The sequence below is a fragment of the Pseudaminobacter soli (ex Zhang et al. 2022) genome (assembly GCF_014595955.1).
Taxonomy (GTDB): domain Bacteria; phylum Pseudomonadota; class Alphaproteobacteria; order Rhizobiales; family Rhizobiaceae; genus Kumtagia; species Kumtagia pseudosoli.
Genome location: NZ_JABVCF010000015.1, coordinates 87,903 through 103,975 on the forward strand (window position 1 = coordinate 87,903; position 16,073 = coordinate 103,975).

General features: G+C 59.0%; 13 protein-coding genes. 1 reads left to right on the top strand and 12 read right to left on the bottom strand.

Annotated features, from left to right (window positions below; all coding sequences use genetic code 11):
- Positions 1-76: 76 nt before the first annotated feature.
- Entirely contained in the window at positions 77-637 is a 561-nt protein-coding gene (gene nusG, locus HUI96_RS23975; RefSeq protein WP_237684333.1) for a transcription termination/antitermination protein NusG, read from the bottom strand.
- Positions 638-679: 42 nt separating this feature from the next.
- Positions 680-2,779 (bottom strand): GumC family protein, encoded by a 2,100-nt coding sequence (locus HUI96_RS23980; RefSeq protein WP_188257236.1) that lies wholly within the window; start codon positions 2,777-2,779, stop codon positions 680-682.
- A 470-nt stretch (positions 2,780-3,249) separates the two neighbouring features.
- Between HUI96_RS23980 and HUI96_RS23985 the strand changes: the two genes are divergently transcribed.
- Complete coding sequence (locus tag HUI96_RS23985; RefSeq protein ID WP_188257237.1) at positions 3,250-3,630, top strand: hypothetical protein; 381 nt, start codon at positions 3,250-3,252, stop codon at positions 3,628-3,630.
- Positions 3,631-4,134: 504 nt separating this feature from the next.
- On the opposite strand, the gene HUI96_RS23990 is transcribed toward HUI96_RS23985, so the two are convergent.
- From HUI96_RS23990 to HUI96_RS24035, 10 genes are all read right to left on the bottom strand, one after another.
- On the bottom strand, positions 4,135-4,986 hold the full coding sequence (locus HUI96_RS23990; protein ID WP_237684334.1) for a sugar transferase: 852 nt from the start codon (positions 4,984-4,986) through the stop codon (positions 4,135-4,137).
- Positions 4,987-5,090: 104 nt separating this feature from the next.
- A complete protein-coding gene (locus HUI96_RS23995; RefSeq protein ID WP_188257238.1) occupies positions 5,091-5,393 on the bottom strand; it encodes a hypothetical protein in 303 nt (100 codons plus the stop codon).
- A gap of 518 nt (positions 5,394-5,911) precedes the next feature.
- Entirely contained in the window at positions 5,912-6,913 is a 1,002-nt protein-coding gene (locus HUI96_RS24000; protein ID WP_188257239.1) for a nucleotidyltransferase family protein, read from the bottom strand.
- Positions 6,910-8,064: a PqqD family protein gene (locus HUI96_RS24005; protein WP_188257240.1), complete on the bottom strand. Its 1,155-nt coding sequence runs from the start codon at positions 8,062-8,064 to the stop codon at positions 6,910-6,912. The genes HUI96_RS24000 and HUI96_RS24005 overlap by 4 nt, the downstream gene beginning before the upstream one ends.
- Positions 8,042-9,367: a cation:proton antiporter gene (locus HUI96_RS24010; RefSeq protein ID WP_188257241.1), complete on the bottom strand. Its 1,326-nt coding sequence runs from the start codon at positions 9,365-9,367 to the stop codon at positions 8,042-8,044. The genes HUI96_RS24005 and HUI96_RS24010 overlap by 23 nt, the downstream gene beginning before the upstream one ends.
- A gap of 38 nt (positions 9,368-9,405) precedes the next feature.
- On the bottom strand, positions 9,406-9,930 hold the full coding sequence (locus HUI96_RS24015; protein WP_337918606.1) for an adenylyl-sulfate kinase: 525 nt from the start codon (positions 9,928-9,930) through the stop codon (positions 9,406-9,408).
- Between the two features lie 88 nt (positions 9,931-10,018).
- Positions 10,019-12,199 carry a pyruvate kinase gene (locus tag HUI96_RS24020; RefSeq protein WP_188257242.1) on the bottom strand — a complete coding sequence of 727 codons (2,181 nt, stop codon included), beginning with the start codon at positions 12,197-12,199 and terminating at the stop codon, positions 10,019-10,021.
- 127 nt (positions 12,200-12,326) lie between these two features.
- A complete protein-coding gene (locus HUI96_RS24025) occupies positions 12,327-13,265 on the bottom strand; it encodes a hypothetical protein (protein ID WP_237684335.1) in 939 nt (312 codons plus the stop codon).
- Positions 13,266-13,354: 89 nt separating this feature from the next.
- Positions 13,355-14,164 carry an AAA family ATPase gene (locus HUI96_RS24030; protein ID WP_188257244.1) on the bottom strand — a complete coding sequence of 270 codons (810 nt, stop codon included), beginning with the start codon at positions 14,162-14,164 and terminating at the stop codon, positions 13,355-13,357.
- Between the two features lie 62 nt (positions 14,165-14,226).
- Positions 14,227-15,495, bottom strand: a complete 1,269-nt coding sequence (locus tag HUI96_RS24035) for an O-antigen ligase family protein (RefSeq protein WP_188257245.1) — start codon at positions 15,493-15,495, stop codon at positions 14,227-14,229.
- Positions 15,496-16,073: the final 578 nt, after the last annotated feature.

A 16,073-nucleotide genomic window follows, 5' to 3' on the forward strand; every position in this document is an offset into this window, starting at 1 on the left:
TGAATTGCTCCATCCCGCGCTGCCGACAATGCCGATCTATGCTGACAAAGAGGATTAAAAAGACAAGTACTCAGTATTACGCAGATTGCGTTAGCTTTTCTCGATCAATATATACTGGAACCGACCTATTCATGATTTGAAGAAGAACTCTAACCGCGCCAACTCGGTCAACATGGTCGAGTATACCAAGTTGGTCTGCGAATGGACCGTGCAATACACGAACTTTTTGACCGGATTGCAGCGATCTTTCTGGGTGAAGTATCCCATCTTTGTCGGTAGACAGCAGGAAAGCTTCTACGACACCGGTGGGCGCCGGGATAGGTGCGCCATCACTCATCAGAAGCCGCCGCACGCCGATGGTCGAATTGATTGCAGGCCATCTCTGTTTCTGGATGTCCAATGAAACGAAGAGATAGCCATCAAAATACGCGCTGCAGACGGTTGTGATCCTACGCGCATGCCGAACAGTTCGCTTGCGCTTGGGCAGATAGGTTCGAAAGTCTTGCGCCAGCAGATGCCTCTCGGCCATGTCCTCGGAATGCTGACGTGTCTGGACCGCGTACCAACGCGCATTCCATCCATCGTCAAATCCCTCAAGCGGTTCCGATACCGAGTTGCGTGTGTCAGCTATCAACATCATCCCCTCCAATCCCCCAGCCGCGCCTGCCTCTACATTTCCCTAATTGCGGTAGTAGGTGTTGGAGACGCTGCCTTCGAGCGACGTGTAACGGCCATATTTCGGGAGCTTCGGTTCGTCGACCATGGTCAGCGCGATGCCGGCAATCTTGGAGCGGCCACCGAGATGCCGAATTCCCTCGGCAACGACCTCGCGCGAGGTTTCGCGCCACTTCACCACAAAGACCACCCTGTCGACATACGGCGCTAGGATCGAGGCGTCGGCCGCCGGGCCCACCGGCGGTGCATCGATGATCACTGTATCGAACGTCTTCTGAAGCTTCTCGAGCAGCGCCCGCATTCGCTTCGAGGCAAGCAGGGCTGGCGGGTTCATCGTCCTTGTACCAGCAGGCAGGACGTAAATTCCCGACCGTTCGTCCAGGTGAATTGCGTCTTTCGCCTGTATCGGCAAGGTCAGGAGATCGACCAATCCGGCCTTCTCCGTCATCCCAAAGAAGTTTGTCGCAGACGAAAGCCGCAAGTCGGCGTCGATCACCAGAACCCGCTCGCTGTCGGCCGCGGCGGAACGGGCAAGGCTCAACACCAGTGTGGTCTTTCCCTCGCCCGGCATCGCTGATGTCACCAACATCACGCGTAGTGGACGCTCGGATTCCGGCACCCTCTCGATCGCCAAGCGCAGTCGCCGCACGGCTTCGCTATATCTGGAGAGAGGCTTGCGCTCGAGATAGGCAACCGGTTGAGCTTGGGACTTGTCAGTTCCTGACCAGTTCGTCATTCTCGGCATGGAGGCAAGGACCGGAACGGCCAACGTCTCTTCCACCTGGCGCGTCGCCATAAAGCCGGAAGCGAAAAGTTCGCGAAGCAGGGCACCCCCGCCGCCAAGGAAAATGCCGAAGACCAGACCGAGTGCCGCAAAAAGTGGCCGGTTCGGGAAGCTTGGGCCATCTGGAACATTCGCCGGCGCGATCACACGCACGCCGCTGCTAAGAAGCGTCGATCTTTCTTCGGCAATTTTGGCGCGTGACAGGAATGTCTCAAAGAGTTCCTTGTTCGCCGCAGCAATTCTTCCCAGATCACGCAACCGCACGCCAACCCGATCCTCGGTCTCGGACCGGCTGGACACCGACGCCAGAGCCTGCGTCAGAGCGGCTTCGCGGGCTTCGGCCGCTTCGGCTTCATTCTTCAGGTTCCCGACAAGACGCTGGACCTCGGCGCTGATCTGCGCCTCTATGTCGTGAAGCTCCGCTTGGGCGGTCATCACCTCCGGATGACGTTCGCCATATCGCAACGAAAGGTCGGCTACCCGTCGGGTCACCGTAGCCTGCTGAGCTCGAAGCGCACTGACGACAGCGGATTGCAATACATCCGGTATCGATTGAGCGTCTCCCCCCGTCCTAACCAGCTTCTCCGCCTGCTGATATTTTGCACGTCGGGATGCGAGCTCTGCGCGCGCATTGATCAATGCGATATTCAGCTCAGAAAGCTGCTGTTCGGTCACACTTCCTGACTTGGTCGCCAGAAGGTTGTGCTCAGCGCGAAATTTCTCCACATCATCTTCCGATTGGCTTAGTTGCAATCGGAGAACGTCTGCCCGTTCGCTGAGCCAGGTGGCCGCTTTTTTGGCACTCTCATAGCGGGACTCTATTCGATCAGCGACATAGGCCTCGGCGATTGCGTCTGCGAGCGACATTGCTTGTTCTGGATCGCGGGACGTCACGGAAAGTTCAAGAACGTCTGACAGGCTAACGCGGGAAACGCCCACAGCTTTCTTGAGCCATTCCAGGGCTCCAGCGCCTAGATTGGGATCTTCCTCCAGATTTTTACTATCGACGACCTTCTGAAGAAGCACGGCTGAACTCAGAACTGCGAGTTGACTTTCAATGAAAGTTGAGTTTTCTCCAGTTCCCGCGTTACTATAATCCTGCTGTTGCGCCGTATAATCTTTAGGTGAATCAAGCAATATTTGCACATATGATGTGTACAGCGGAGGAATCGCATATGAAATTGTAACAAGCATAAGGAAGGTGCTTGCTGCAATTAACGAAATTAGCTTCCATCGTCGACGAATAAAATCAAGTATATCTCGAACGTCGAGCGATTCATGTCCCGGTATTTTGAACTCATTGTCAGATGAAGCGTGCATTTTTGCGTCTTTCCGACTGGTGGATCACGATGTGCCGGCCTGCTCCCACCCGGATGCCCCCGAACTTCCAGGCCTGTTCACGCGCAAGCCGAAGAGGATGTCCTCGTGCGAGCCACGATTTTTGCATGTCTCTTGTTCGCGGATTGGAAGATTTCGCCAGCAGACGGCAACTATAACAAGCCGGCCGGAATCCCGCGCACAAGCATTGGGGTGGTGCAGAAGAGACGAGCGACTGCGTCGCCTTCAAGGTATATTTGTGTATATACCTTCTGATTTCCCACGATCCCCTAAGAATATTTACAATAACATATCAAATTATCCCCGTCAATAACTGAGATCTAGACGGAATCTTTACCGACAAGATAGCAGCAAATATTCATCAACATCTCAGGGTTGCACTAAAATAGCATCTAGATTTCTATGAAATTTACTGACAGAAACATTATTAAACCAGAGAGATAGAGGGTAGAATGGAGACGATGATTGAATCCGGATCGAGGTTCATCGAATGGATAGCGAGCAACTCCAATGCTGTACTTCTCCTGGCGGCGGCGTTGCCATCTGTTTTCCTCCTGAATGGAGGGCAGTTGCTGCGATACGGCGCCCTTGCTGTATTTTTCGTCGCGCTCGCATGGATCCGGTTCGGCAGCGACAGCCTCGCAGGGGCGGTCGTTGTCACAATTCTGAATTCTTTGCTGGTTACCTTTGCCGCGATTACCATCCGTAAACGATTGGTGCAGACCGAGGATCGCCTCGAAGCAATTACATCTGCAATTCGAGAACTGGAGCTTGCCGAGGAACGACGGCAGACCTTTAGCGCAAGGCGCTCCCGGACGGCACGGTCTACCTGAAGGTGATATGGCCGTTGGCTGACGACTAAGGTTCGGCTCTTCGACCTGCGCCGCGACACGATCGGTGCCGACGCGCTCGAAGCGGGCGGCACAGCGCAAGCCGGCATCGCGCCAGATAATCGGCCGCGGAGGGCGCAAGGTACCGATGCCGCCGTCGGAAAACCTGAAAAAAACCTGTTCAGTTGGCAAGTGAAGTGTTTCATTGCAGTGCTGTGCCTCGCAACGAGTCACCAACCCCCTGAGGGAGCTAGCGAAGCGTGCTCTGGAACGTCGTTTCGGTCTTTGCGCTTGGCGTCGTACTCGGGTTGAGTTTCCGCGCCCCCACCCTATTGGCCGCCACGGCCGTCACCATTGCTGTGACCGGCCTGCTGTTCGACGGTCCGCTGCTCCCGAGGGTTCTGGTTCCCGTGCTTGGCCTGCAATGTGGTTACCTTGTGGGAGCTGTGCTTGCGAATTTGTGGAAACGCTTCGCCCACGGAGACCGATGAGGTGGCTTGCATTGCCTTACGAGGCTTCGTCAAATCGCACGACCGCGAAGACCGTACGGGAAAGTATGACGAGATCGCTCCATAGCGACCAATTCCGCACATACTGGCTGTCAAGCGCAACGCGGCTCGAATAATCGGTGCTGCTTCTTCCCGTCACCTGCCACAGCCCGGTGATACCTGGCCTCGCAGCAAGATAGTCTGCGACAAAGTCTTCATAACGGCTGAGCTCGTCGGCAACGATTGGCCGCGGCCCGACACAGCTCATTTCACCCCTGAGGACATTGAACAACTGGGGAAGTTCGTCGAGGCTCGACTTTCTCAGAATTTTGCCAAGGAAAGTGATGCGGGGATCGTTCTTGAGCTTTCTGATCTCTGCCCACTGGCGGGCAGCCTCCGGATCGCGCGCAAGAAACTCACGCAGCACCTCGTCCGAATTGGCCACCATCGTTCGAAACTTGCGGCAGCTGAAGGGCTTTCCATCGAAGCCGACCCGAGTGTGCGCATACACGGCCGGACCTCCCATTGTCGCCCTTATCAGCAGGAAGACCATGAGCATGATGGGAGAGGCCAGTGCCAGAGCGCACAGGGCGATCACCACATCCGCGAGCCTCTTGGTCCGACCACCGAGCGGCGCCGGCGCCGCCGTGTCTGTTTGTCTTGCCGCATTATGCGGGTCGCTCACGGTCGCCTGGGTGGTCTCGCCCGCCGTGTCGACGGCTGGGAGCGCCGCCGGGGTTGCACTCCGCCAGCCAAGACGCACGCCCAGATCGTAGTGCGGCTTGACGTCCTTAGACACCCGGCTTGACGCCTTCCGAGTAAGGCTGAAATTTCTGCGGGGACTTTCTCTGCCGAAGACATTGGTCATCATAGGGGTGTCCGCCTTTTGGCTATTCATTCCCTAGCTTCCCAGCGCTCCCCACCCGAAAGAAAGGGCAACTCGCCATGTCTGCATTCGGTCTGCTCGCCATCGCTTCAGCGTCGATCCCTTGCGCTCAACACCAAAGCGAGTTGCTGCCTGGTTGCCTCGATAAAGTGGGCCTCATGCTCCAATGAACGAAGTCGCCGGAATCGGTTGACCGACGCTGCCAGCGTGTCGATCTTTTCGGACATGCTTTGCGGGTTCTCGCCGTTTTCCACCGTCGCGAACGCAAACGCGACATTAGTGACGGCGTTCTGGTTATTGGTCGGCAAGCATCGAGCAGACGCCGCAAACGCTCGAAGCGGCCTGCATGGCTGCCGTCTCTCCACGGCAACGCCGATGCTGAACATCTGCATGTCCCGGCCACCTCTCTGAGTTCCTCGGACAGAATCTCAACACCAAGATCGCACGTCCGCCGAACCGCAAAGCGGCTAATGGTGCCTCACAAAGCACCAACGGCTACGACCGCACTGCCTATCCAAGCCGGGTAGCGCCCACCAACTTTGACGCCGCTATTTGCCCTTCTTAGGGGGGGCCGGGGGAGAGTTGGGCTTGCTCTTGCCGGGAGGTCCGGAGTGGTGGTGGTTCTTGTCTCCCCATCCGTTTCCGGGACGCGAACCGCCTGACTTGGCGATTGCTCGCGAGTTCAGGCTTGTTCCGAGCAGCAGAGTTATGGCTGGCGGTGTCACTGCAGCGAAACGCCCAGTCTTCTTGATAAAATCGCGGCGCGCCTCGGATTCAGGAACATTATTTCCGCCTCGAACCTTACCAGACATGATTCCCTCCAATAAATCATTGTCATATTATTGTAATGTACTCCAGATAAAAAAGCAACAATTCTGTGAAATTTAATGATAACAGTAGGAACTGTTCTTTATACCTTTGCTCGAATATCTAGATCAAATAAAGTGCGGACGATGCGGCGTGCAAGATCGACTGGCCTACGCCGGGTCAAACCATCGCCGCGCGAAACCCGCCTTACACCCCACGCCACGTTCCCGGCCAGGCGCAACGGAGCGCCCATGACAGGATGCTTCGCCGTGAAAACGCGCCGCCAGTGCTGAAGGCGAACAATCGGGCGCCTTGCCCATTCCGCCGGGATCCTGATGTCAAAGAATTGGTGCAGGGCCAGGAGTTGGGCATCGAGCGCATTGCGTGCAGTCTGATCCGGCAACGATGCGCGCAGTGCCTTCCAGTCGACGCCTTCGGCTTCTGCCAATTCCGCCAGATCATGAAGGTGCCTGAGATCGATCCTTCCGCGCCAGTAATCTCCCTCCTTGAGAAGATCATGCAGAATCCAGTGCAAAGCACGCGACTGCACCGAGGGGATCTTTGCCAGAAGGCCGTTTCGCTCGACCAGGTTTGGGGTCTCGAAGCCGCCGGCGCGACTTTGACGGAGTTCCAGGATTCCGACATCCTGCGGACGCGCCATGCCGCGCGCGCCAGTTACCTGCACATAACCCAGCCTCTCGAGGCAGGCTCGGGCGCGCAGCTCGTCGGCTGCCTCGACACTGACGTCCAGATCGCTCGCCATTCGGCTGGGAAGACGGTCGACAGGGGATAGGAACAGGGGAACGGCCCCCTTGAGCAGGACCGGAGTGATGCCGCAGCGGTTGAGGGCCGCGACGGCCTCATTCAGCTGAGCACGCAAGCGCAAGTTCCGCTGTCGATTGGATTCATGAATGAACGAGAGGTACTCCCGCGCGTCCTGCGGGAGCCGATCGATCTCGCCGGTGCGCGCGAGAGATGAAAACAATGCAGGTGTAAGCAAGGTGTGATTTGCCAGCGCAATCACTGCTCGCACATCAGGCGTGGCAATAGGGCCGCCGCGAAGTCCGGCGATCAAGGCCTCGAGCGCGTTACCAGCGCGTATCATCGGCACGTTTTCCTGATCAGCCTTACCGCGTCGTCGAGCCCGGAATAGGTCAGGCAATAGGCCTCTGCCGATCCGATGACCTGGGCCAAAGCCTCGAACCCGCTGCCACCCAGTTCGCGGCCAGGCGCAAACGCACCGTTGAGAAGACCGTGCAAGGCGCCGACTGAGTCTATGGGCTCCAGACATGCAGGCGAGTCATGGTCACGCCGCAGCAGGACTATCCAGCCGACCGGCGTGGGTGAGGACGTGGCGGCTGATAACCCGCTCGGCACAACGTAGCGTACGCGTTTGCGGTCTGGGCGGCGAAAGACCGGAGCGGCACCGAGATCGGGGCAGTATTCCGCCAGAAGTGGCCATGCTCCCGCCTTGACGGCCGGAGCAAACGGCAGGCCAAGGCCGTGCCCCATTGAATCCAGGACTGTCACGTCGTCCGCGGCAAAGCCGAACCCCGCATGGGCCAGAGCGAGCGTCAGCGTCGTCTTGCCGGCGCCCGGGCTGCCGCAAAGGAGCAGCATGCGGTCGTTCTTGATGAGGGCTGCCGCATGGAGCGCAAGCTCATAGGCGCCGTGCTCGAGCGCATCCGTCAACAACTGCCCCTTCAGCACGGTGGCCAGCTCGTCGGGAGAGCAGGAGTGGATCCAGTCGCCATTCCGGAACAGATGGACCCTGTCACCGCCTTCGACGACCTCGATCCGTATGTCGGCTATTCGTTCCCGTCGAACCTCGAGATGCCGAAATATCGTCATCGTGGGAAAGGCCAGGGCAGCGGGATAGACGATGCGTACACAAAGCCCGCGCACCGCAACCAATTGGCTTACATGCCCGTGCGATGGAATTTGGGAGGGGGCACGCGGCCGGATCAGGTCAAGCCGCTCCCAGTCCGAGAGCGCGACCTCGACCTGGCCGCGCGCCTCGTGCGCGTCAACGCTGTCGTTCGCAATCCGGACCGCGATTGCTTCGAGCGGCAGGCCGTCTTCCAGCGCGTGCCAGATGTCTGCGGAGGTGTCGCTGAGCGCAAAGATGGCGCGCCGCGATGCGCTGAACAGGATATTCTGCCCCCTGATGCGCACCAACCGACCCTGGGTCACCAACGGTGCGTCTTCGGCAGAGCAGGACGCACCAGTTAGATCAGTCAGCCGCTGCGGCTTCATTGATCGTCGTCCTTGCATTTGCGGGTTGGCGAGATGGCCGTTCGTAGCCCGTGCTGCCGACATTGCCGGCGAGTTCGAACACATTTGGACTGCGCACGAGCCGCCAGCGCAGCCACAGGCCCGTGGCCAGGGAGGTCAGGATCGAGGCGAGCACCAGCGCTGTGAACATGCGCTCGTCGATGATGCCGGCAGCATACGCCACGCTTGCCAGCACGATTCCAGGCCCGCCGCGCGTGTTCATGGCGACGCCGTAGTCAAAAGCGCGAGCCCAGGCGACGCCGGCAAACCTGGCGGCAATGGTTGAGCTCAGCAGTTTTACGGCAGTGCTCGCACCGATGAAGAAGAGCGTGAGCGAGCCGTCGAACTGATGCGCCAGATCGAGCCGCAAGCCGACGAGCGCGAAGTAGATCGGCACGAAGAACCATATCGAAATGTCGGCGATGTGTTGTCGCACCGCGGCGAGATGGCGTGAGGAAAACCGCGCCATGACGAGACCGGCCACCAGCGCGGCGAAAACGATATTGACATTTAGGAGGCTGGCAGTGGCGACGAAGACCAGGCACAGCAGCAATGTGTATCCGGTAAGCGACGCTTCGCTGAATTTCCCGAAGACCCTTCGACGGAGCGCACGCACGACTGCAGGCGCAACGAAAAGCGCGACAAGCACGAAGGCGAGCGTAACTGCAATCACACGCCCGATGCCCGCCGCATCGGCCGAGTCGCCGTGCTGAACTGCAGTAGCGATGGCAAGCACGGTCCAGAGAATGACATCCTGGATCGTCGCGGCGCCAATGACGTTGCGCGCGAAAGGAGTATTCATCAGGCCAAGGTCGAGGAAAATGCGCGAGATGACCGGGATCGACGTGACGGCCACCGCAATGCCCATCACCAGTTGGAAGGCCAAAGGGTCGCCGAGCCGTGCCTGCGTAAAGAGCGACGCGCCTGCATAGCCGAGCGCGAATGGAATCATGAGCCCACCCACGACCTGCGCCGCGACCATGCGTCCCGATCCTTCCGCGCCTTCAGCCTGCATTTTGAAGCCGGCGGTGAACATCAGCAGCACGAGGCCGAACCAATAGAAGGCCGATAGCAGGGCACCCTGCGCCGGAAACCCGGAAAACAGCCATTTCTGCGCTTCGGGCGAGACCAGGCCCAGTACCGACGGACCGAGCACGATCCCGCCGACGATCTCGCCAATCACCCGCGGCATCTTCAGTCGTTCGAACACGTGACCACCGCACAGTGCGCCGGCAAGCAGCAGCACGAGGGACAGAAAGAAGCGCGCGAGTTCGGAATCAGTCATGGCCCTGACTCTGCTGACACGTCTGAAGGTTGCTGGGATCAATCCGGCTGCGGCGCGGCCCGTCGGCCGGAACCGTAGGAAGCGGCGATGCGTGCTGCCAGTTCGTCCAGGGAATGCGATTCGGTGTCGAGGACGAGGTCCGGTCTGTCCGGCGGCTGATAGGTACTGTTATAGCCGATGAGGGTGTCGATCTCGCCGCGCATCGCCTTGCCATACAACCCCTTCGGATCTCTTTGCGCGCAGGTCTGCGTGGAGCAGGCGACATAGCCGATCGTCAGGTTTCTGACGTGCGCGCGAACGTGCTCGCGAGCATCCTGACCAGCGGTAAGGGCGGCGACCACGACATGGAAGCCGGCGTCCGCCGCCTTGTTGGCAAGATGCACCAGGATGGAGACCACGCGCAGACGGTTGTCCGCGCCAAATCCGAAGTCGGCTCCAAAGAAATCACGAACCTCATCCCCGTCAAACAGAATGGCGGGAATCCCCTCCTTGCGGAGGTCGGCAACGACGCGGGTCGCGAGGGTCGTCTTGCCGGCCGAGGTTGGCCCGAGCAGCCATAGCACGGTTCCCGGTCGCGGGAGCTCAACGTCTTGCAAGGGTGCCGTTCCGAAATGCTTCGCTCCGCTCACCATCATCTATCCCCACCTGGGCCTAATCCTGGAATACGGCGTGTTTCATCATCAACTCCGCGCGCACCACATCCTGCACCTCGGACCGCATCATCCAGTTTGGCAGCGCCTCTCCGGCCTTCAAGGCTCGCCGGATCTCCGTGCCGCTGATCGACCTGGCAGTCGTGCAGGCGTTGATGTCGACATAGCGCTCGGACTGGGTGTCGTAGCCGACTGCATCGAAGAAGATCGGCTCTATGCCGAGATCGCCGAGTTCGTCGAACAGTTCCCTATTGGCGTTCGCGCCGTAAAAACCTCCGACGCCGGTGTGGTCCCGCCCGACGATGAAATGGCTGCAGCCCATGTTCTTGCGGCAAAGGGCTGTGAAGACTGCCTCGCGAGGGCCGGCAAATCGCGGGTAGGTGATGAAGCTTGCGAGCACCACCTTGCCGGGAGGATAAATGCCGTAGTCCAGCATGGCCTGGTAGCCGTCGAGAATAAGATGCGGCACGAAATCTCCGCTCTTGGCGTGTCCGATTACCGGGCTGATCAACAGGCCGTCGGCGTAGGTGCGGTCCAGGGCGGCGATCTGGATCGCCTCGTGGCCGCGATGGACCAGGTTGCGCCCGTGGAAGGCCACCACGCGGCTCCAGCCTTTGTGCCCGAAGAGCATGCGCAGTTGGACCGGCGTCAGGTCGTAGCGCCGGTACGGCACAGGCAGCGGCTGGATGAGGGTCACGTTACCGGCCAGGAAGTGTCCGCCGCGCGCGAGCACCCGGGCCACGCCGGGATGCTCGCGCGAGTCGGTGCCGAACCATTTGCGCGCCAGAACCTCCGGCTCGAGCTGGTGAGTTTCGGATATGTCGAGAACGGAATGCGGCAACCCGCTCGTGCTTGTAAGCAGAACGCGGTCGCCCGTCGCAAAACGGCTTGCGCTTTCCTTGGGCACAGGCAGCACGATCGGCATCGTCCAGGCCAGGCCGGAAGGAAGCCGGTTGTGTTCGAGCACGCTCTCCAGGCACGCTTTGTCCATGAAACCGCACAGGGGTGAGAAAGTGCCGCGGGCGATCTGTTCGACGTCGGTCAATTCATCGTCGCTGACCGTGATCACGGGCATGTCCTGGATTGCCAGATCCTCGGCCGGTCCGAGCGTTCGGGAGACCAGGCGCCCACCATGAGGCTCGATCCCGGACGTGAGGTCTGAGGGGCGCACTTCTATGGCGCGCGCGCCGCCACTCACATTCTGCTGGAACTGCTGGACGACCTTCACCACCATCCTGGCACAGTTCACTGGATATTGGCCGATGGCCGTTTCTGCCGCGAGCACAAGCCCATCGGCGCCGTCCACGAGGGTGTTGTAGATATCGTTGACTTCCGCCCGCGTCGGCGTTGGCGCACTGGTCATCGACTCGAGCAGGTTGGTCGCGACATAGACCTTGGCGCCATGCGCCTTGGCCTGTTGAATGATACTTTTCTGAACCTCGGGGATCTGCTCGATCGGGACTTCCCGAGACAGGTCGCCGCGGTCGATCAGGATCGCATCCGATTTCTCGGCAATTGCACCCAGATTGCGCAAGCCGCTCAGGCACTCGATCTTGGAGATCACGGTTGCGCCGGCGCCGGCATGAGCCCGGATCGCGTCGACGTCCGACGCACGACGGGCGAAGGAAAGCGCGAAATGACGGATGCCCATCCTGGCGCCGATCGAGATGGCCGCAAGATCCTTTTCGGTCGTGGGCGGCATCTCAATCTCGCGTTGCACGGTGACTGCCTTGTTCTGACCGACCTCTCCGCCATTCAGTACTCTCAGCACGACTTCGTCGTCGTCTTTCTCTACGACCTGAGCCAGGACCGCATTGAAGTCGATGCTGATGAAATCGCCGACTTGCAGTTTGCCGACGATGTAGGCCGGGTAGAGGCTGATGCTGAACTGGCCGCCCGCTGCCGGCCGCGCACGGGCGGTCAGGAACCGGCTTTCCCGCACCGTGACCTTGCCGTCGGCCAGCGGGCCCGTGCGGATTTGCGCACCTTCTGTATCGAGACAAATCGGAACGGACGTCCGCCTCTGGATGAAATTCACGATCCGCTCGAGATCCTCGATCTTCGTGTGTGACAGATTGAGGCGCAACAGCGAGGTGCCGGCACGTTCCAGCCAGTGGATGACCCTGTCATTGAGGGATGCCGGACCCAGCGTGCACAGGAGTTCGACTTGCCTGTCATTCATGGCAGCCACCTTTGGTTCGTGATGTGCTCTGAAATTCAGCCGGCGCCGGCGCGCACTCCGGCGGGCGGCATGCGAGTTGTTGCTGCGGTGACGGGTTGCGTTCTGTCGACCCCGCCCAACTGCCCGGTCACGGCGTCTCGTCCGGGAATCGGCTCACACCCGGATGCGAGGCGACCCACCGCCGGCGGGCCGCGGCCCAACATGCACGAGCGTCAGCGCCCGTCATCAGCCCAAAGCCGGGCGGCGGCAATGGAAGCTCCGACGGTATTGGCTCGTCAGGGAGCCACAGCAGCATGTTGTCGCGGCTTTCGATCAATTTTTGCCAAGTTCGCCGTAGCCGGGGAAAGCCGCGCATCTTTGCGGAGGCCAGCGCGAAGATCGAGCCAGTGATTTTGAGGCTGGGAGACACCTCAGTGGCCTTGATCGGCGCCTGGTGGGTAAATTCTCCCTTGGCGAGATAGGGCTGCATGCGGATCAGCGTTCGGTCGATCGCGACCGTCTGATCCATTCCGTCCCGATTATTGGACGCTGGATCCAGGCTGATCCCCGAGAAACAGCCGTCGAATAGGCAATCTTCAATGGCGCCGCTGAGGAGATAGTCGTTTTCGACCGCGTCATCCCTGATTTCGCTCAGCCAGCTTCCCTTCAGGCGAAAGCCATCGGCTCGATTGGCAAAGCGAATGCCGTCCCAGCAGCGGCGTGCCCGAACCCCCTCGATTGTTGCGCCAGTCGTTCCGTCCCTGACAAGAAGAGCCGCACTATTGCAATATGTTGGCCGCCAGTCCGACGTCAGCGGCACCTGGCCATCGAAGCGTCCGCCGATGAAGCGCACTCCAGGACAGTTGCGAATGACCACTGGATAGGAATTCGTTGGCAGCGTCCCGACTTCGCAGCTCAAGACGAGTCCCGGATCGCTGTTCCTGCTGTTCGAGACGATGAAGGAGGCATGTTGCGCGTCGATTGTCGCTCCCATCGGGAGATCGCGAGCTACCCATGGTTTGTAGCCGTACTCTCCGCTTAAAACGATTCGCGCCCCTTTCCCGTTGGCATCCGACTGATCGGGCATCGACTGGCTGCGTGCCCGGGCAGGCTGCGGCAACAGCGGGAACACAGGGCAAAGGCCAGCGACGCGGATGAATGATCGACGGTCCATTCCTAGCCTCCTACTGGCGGGAGCCTGTCGCGGCAGGCGAGCAACAGCCCCCTCAGCGCCCGCTCGGCCACCTCGTCGGGCGATGCCAACGGCCCGACGTCGACGGCCGCCAGCACTCCTGCCCGATTTGCTGCTCGCGTCCCTGTTTTTAAGTCGGCTGCCATCTCGCGGCATGCACGATCTGCCGCAACCCAGACCTCAAGATCGCCATCGGGAGATGCCTTTTGCATACGCGAGGATTGGTCGCCTCTCTTGAGGAGACGCCCCTGGGCAGTGACGATATCGCCGCGCAGATGCAGAAAGACAACGTCATCCACGCCGATGGAAGATAGAATGTCGAGCCAATTCTCGGAGGTTCTTCTGCGTCTGCTCTTCAGGAATACAGACCAGAACCCCTGTAACAGTCCCTGATCCAGAACGAGAATGGAGGCGCTGCTGGATCTCTTGTCGAGGATATATGCCGACAGATAGCACAAGTGCCATATCTCTCTGACCAGATCGATCGCCGTCGCTTGTCCGCCCTCTGCAACGAACCGTGCAATTCTCACGCTTAGCCGGCGAAACTCACGATCCGCCAGTCGCGAACTGATGATGCCAAATCGATAAAGCTGCCTTCCAACAAAGGTTCGCTTCTCGTAGGCAGATCGATCCTCGTCTACCGCTAGGTTGCACTGTTGCAATTTGTTGCCGAGCAGATTGGCGACCGTCGTCTTTCCAATGCCGGGAAGGCCGAAGAATTCCACAAAACGAACGTTTGTTTGGACGCGCGCTTCGGCGTCCGTCAAAGGGTCGAGAAGCTTCTGCAAAGTCATTCGATTTGAGTCCGTGCGGTTCCCAGAAAGCGAAACGGCTGGCTTCCTCAGGTGCTCAGCATTCAAGCATGCGCCGCTGGCATCTTCAGCTCAGCATTCGCACCAAGGCCGGATCTGACTGATCGCTGCAGGCCACGGTAGAACATCAACAGCGCCAGCGGCAGCCAAAAGAACGGGGCGGTCGACGGACCGAAGGAATCGCTCATCTGGTTTGCGACGACATAGTTCAGCACGGATACCGCTGATCCGAGAACCATCACATCGGCTTTCCCCGTGTGCTCGCTCGCCCCCTTGGCGTTCAGCGTGAGAAGGATCGCGCTGATCAGGTAGGTTGCGACCAGCAGAACCATGACGATGATCAGTGCGAGGCCGGGCACCCCCAGCGTTCTGAAGTATTCAATAAGCAAGTTGTGACTATGGGGGGCTATATCGCCCACCGGCTGTCCTGCGCCCACTCCCGTGAACGGATGCAAGAGGCCCAAATCGATCGAAATCGACCACAGTCGCTCTCGCGACACAATGGAATGCGCCTCGCCACCGGTAAGCTGGACTGTCAACAGCCTGTAGGCGCGTGGATTTAGGAATTGCAAAGTCAGGACACTTGCCCCAAGCAGCAAGGGAGCCGTGAGTACTCCGGCAATTATCGAAAGCGGGCGCTGTCTCCTTATTGTGAGATAGATTCCGTATAGCCCGAAGAAAATGCCAAGCCCTGAAATGCCAACGATGAAGTTGGTTTTCGAGCCCGACTTAACCAGGCCGAGGACGACAGCAGCCAGGCAGCCCCAAAGAAGAACCCGATACTTGCGGGAGATGACCAGCACGGCAGCAACAAGCGGCAGGCCGGCCGACAAGGCAATGCCCAGTTGGTTCGCATGCTTGAAGTAACCTTCAGCCCGGTCGGAGAATCTGGCGTCGCCCATGCCGAGCATCACGAGGCAGGATGTCACGACGCTCATGACGATGACTGCCAACACAATCCTATCAACTGCCTCAAAACCGTCAGGCCTCATTGAAATCACCAAGACCGCTGGAATCAGGGCGAAGCCAAACACCTGGGCAAAAACCGCGCGCATGGTCCTGATCGGATTATCGGCATGAAGCATAGATAAGAGCGAAAGAACGATGATTGCGGTAGATGTCGTCAGCACGGCAGTCGCAAAGGCAGCCTCGGTCCGATGAAGGCGCGTTGTCAGTTGGCCATAGAAGACGACGCTCACCACGGCGCAATACAAACCCAGGAAAAATGAAATCGAGCCATCAGTTCCGGCAATCCGCGTGGCACCGGGGAACCATATCGACACGACGAGCAGGAGGACGGAAGCTTGCAGCATAGGGTGGTCCGTGGACGCCAAGCTACTGGAGACACCGAAGATCGACTGCGGGGAGTCACTCACGCGCCGCCGAGTTACATGCCCAGGGCGCTCATATCTCTCGCGGCCCACATGCGATACCAACCATCAAACCGCGATTGAGGTAGTTCCTAAGCCAGGATTCCGTATGGACGGAAAGCGCAGAGTATCTTTCTCATGAGAAAGGCTGCCGCAGTTCGGGTGAAACTCATCCCGAAATCCTGTTTGATGTGCTCTTAGCCCCTCAACGGGAGTCTGACTAGCGGCGAACATATTACAGGATATTGATCAAACTTGAAATGTAATAAGACTGAAATTTGCCTCTACATCTGGACTTAGTCGACAATATATCACCAACCAATAGAGAGACACCCAACCAATATCATGTTACTTGAGTATTCGATGATGTCCGAGCTGCCTAGCTCAAGTATATACTTTATCACCGTGGTTACAACGTTCGGACAGTAGCCGGGCGGCTTGGGAACGTTGGCGGCACTCAAGAGGCCGAGCCGGTCTTCAGGAGAAATTTTGTTAGACCCGACCTATTGAATCGGGATTCC

Excerpts from the sequence above, each read along its gene's own strand:
- HUI96_RS24035 (WP_188257245.1), bottom strand. The coding sequence starts at position 15,495 with ATGCTGCAAGCTTCCGTCCTCCTGCTCGTCGTGTCGATATGGTTCCCC.
- HUI96_RS23985 (WP_188257237.1), top strand. The coding sequence starts at position 3,250 with ATGGAGACGATGATTGAATCCGGATCGAGGTTCATCGAATGGATAGCG.
- HUI96_RS24025 (WP_237684335.1), bottom strand. The coding sequence starts at position 13,265 with ATGCCCGATCAGTCGGATGCCAACGGGAAAGGGGCGCGAATCGTTTTA.
- HUI96_RS23980 (WP_188257236.1), bottom strand. The coding sequence starts at position 2,779 with ATGCACGCTTCATCTGACAATGAGTTCAAAATACCGGGACATGAATCG.
- HUI96_RS24000 (WP_188257239.1), bottom strand. The coding sequence starts at position 6,913 with ATGATACGCGCTGGTAACGCGCTCGAGGCCTTGATCGCCGGACTTCGC.
- nusG (WP_237684333.1), bottom strand. The coding sequence starts at position 637 with ATGTTGATAGCTGACACACGCAACTCGGTATCGGAACCGCTTGAGGGA.
- HUI96_RS24020 (WP_188257242.1), bottom strand. The coding sequence starts at position 12,199 with ATGAATGACAGGCAAGTCGAACTCCTGTGCACGCTGGGTCCGGCATCC.
- HUI96_RS23995 (WP_188257238.1), bottom strand. The coding sequence starts at position 5,393 with ATGCAGATGTTCAGCATCGGCGTTGCCGTGGAGAGACGGCAGCCATGC.
- HUI96_RS23990 (WP_237684334.1), bottom strand. The coding sequence starts at position 4,986 with ATGATGACCAATGTCTTCGGCAGAGAAAGTCCCCGCAGAAATTTCAGC.
- HUI96_RS24010 (WP_188257241.1), bottom strand. The coding sequence starts at position 9,367 with ATGACTGATTCCGAACTCGCGCGCTTCTTTCTGTCCCTCGTGCTGCTG.
- HUI96_RS24005 (WP_188257240.1), bottom strand. The coding sequence starts at position 8,064 with ATGAAGCCGCAGCGGCTGACTGATCTAACTGGTGCGTCCTGCTCTGCC.
- HUI96_RS24030 (WP_188257244.1), bottom strand. The coding sequence starts at position 14,164 with ATGACTTTGCAGAAGCTTCTCGACCCTTTGACGGACGCCGAAGCGCGC.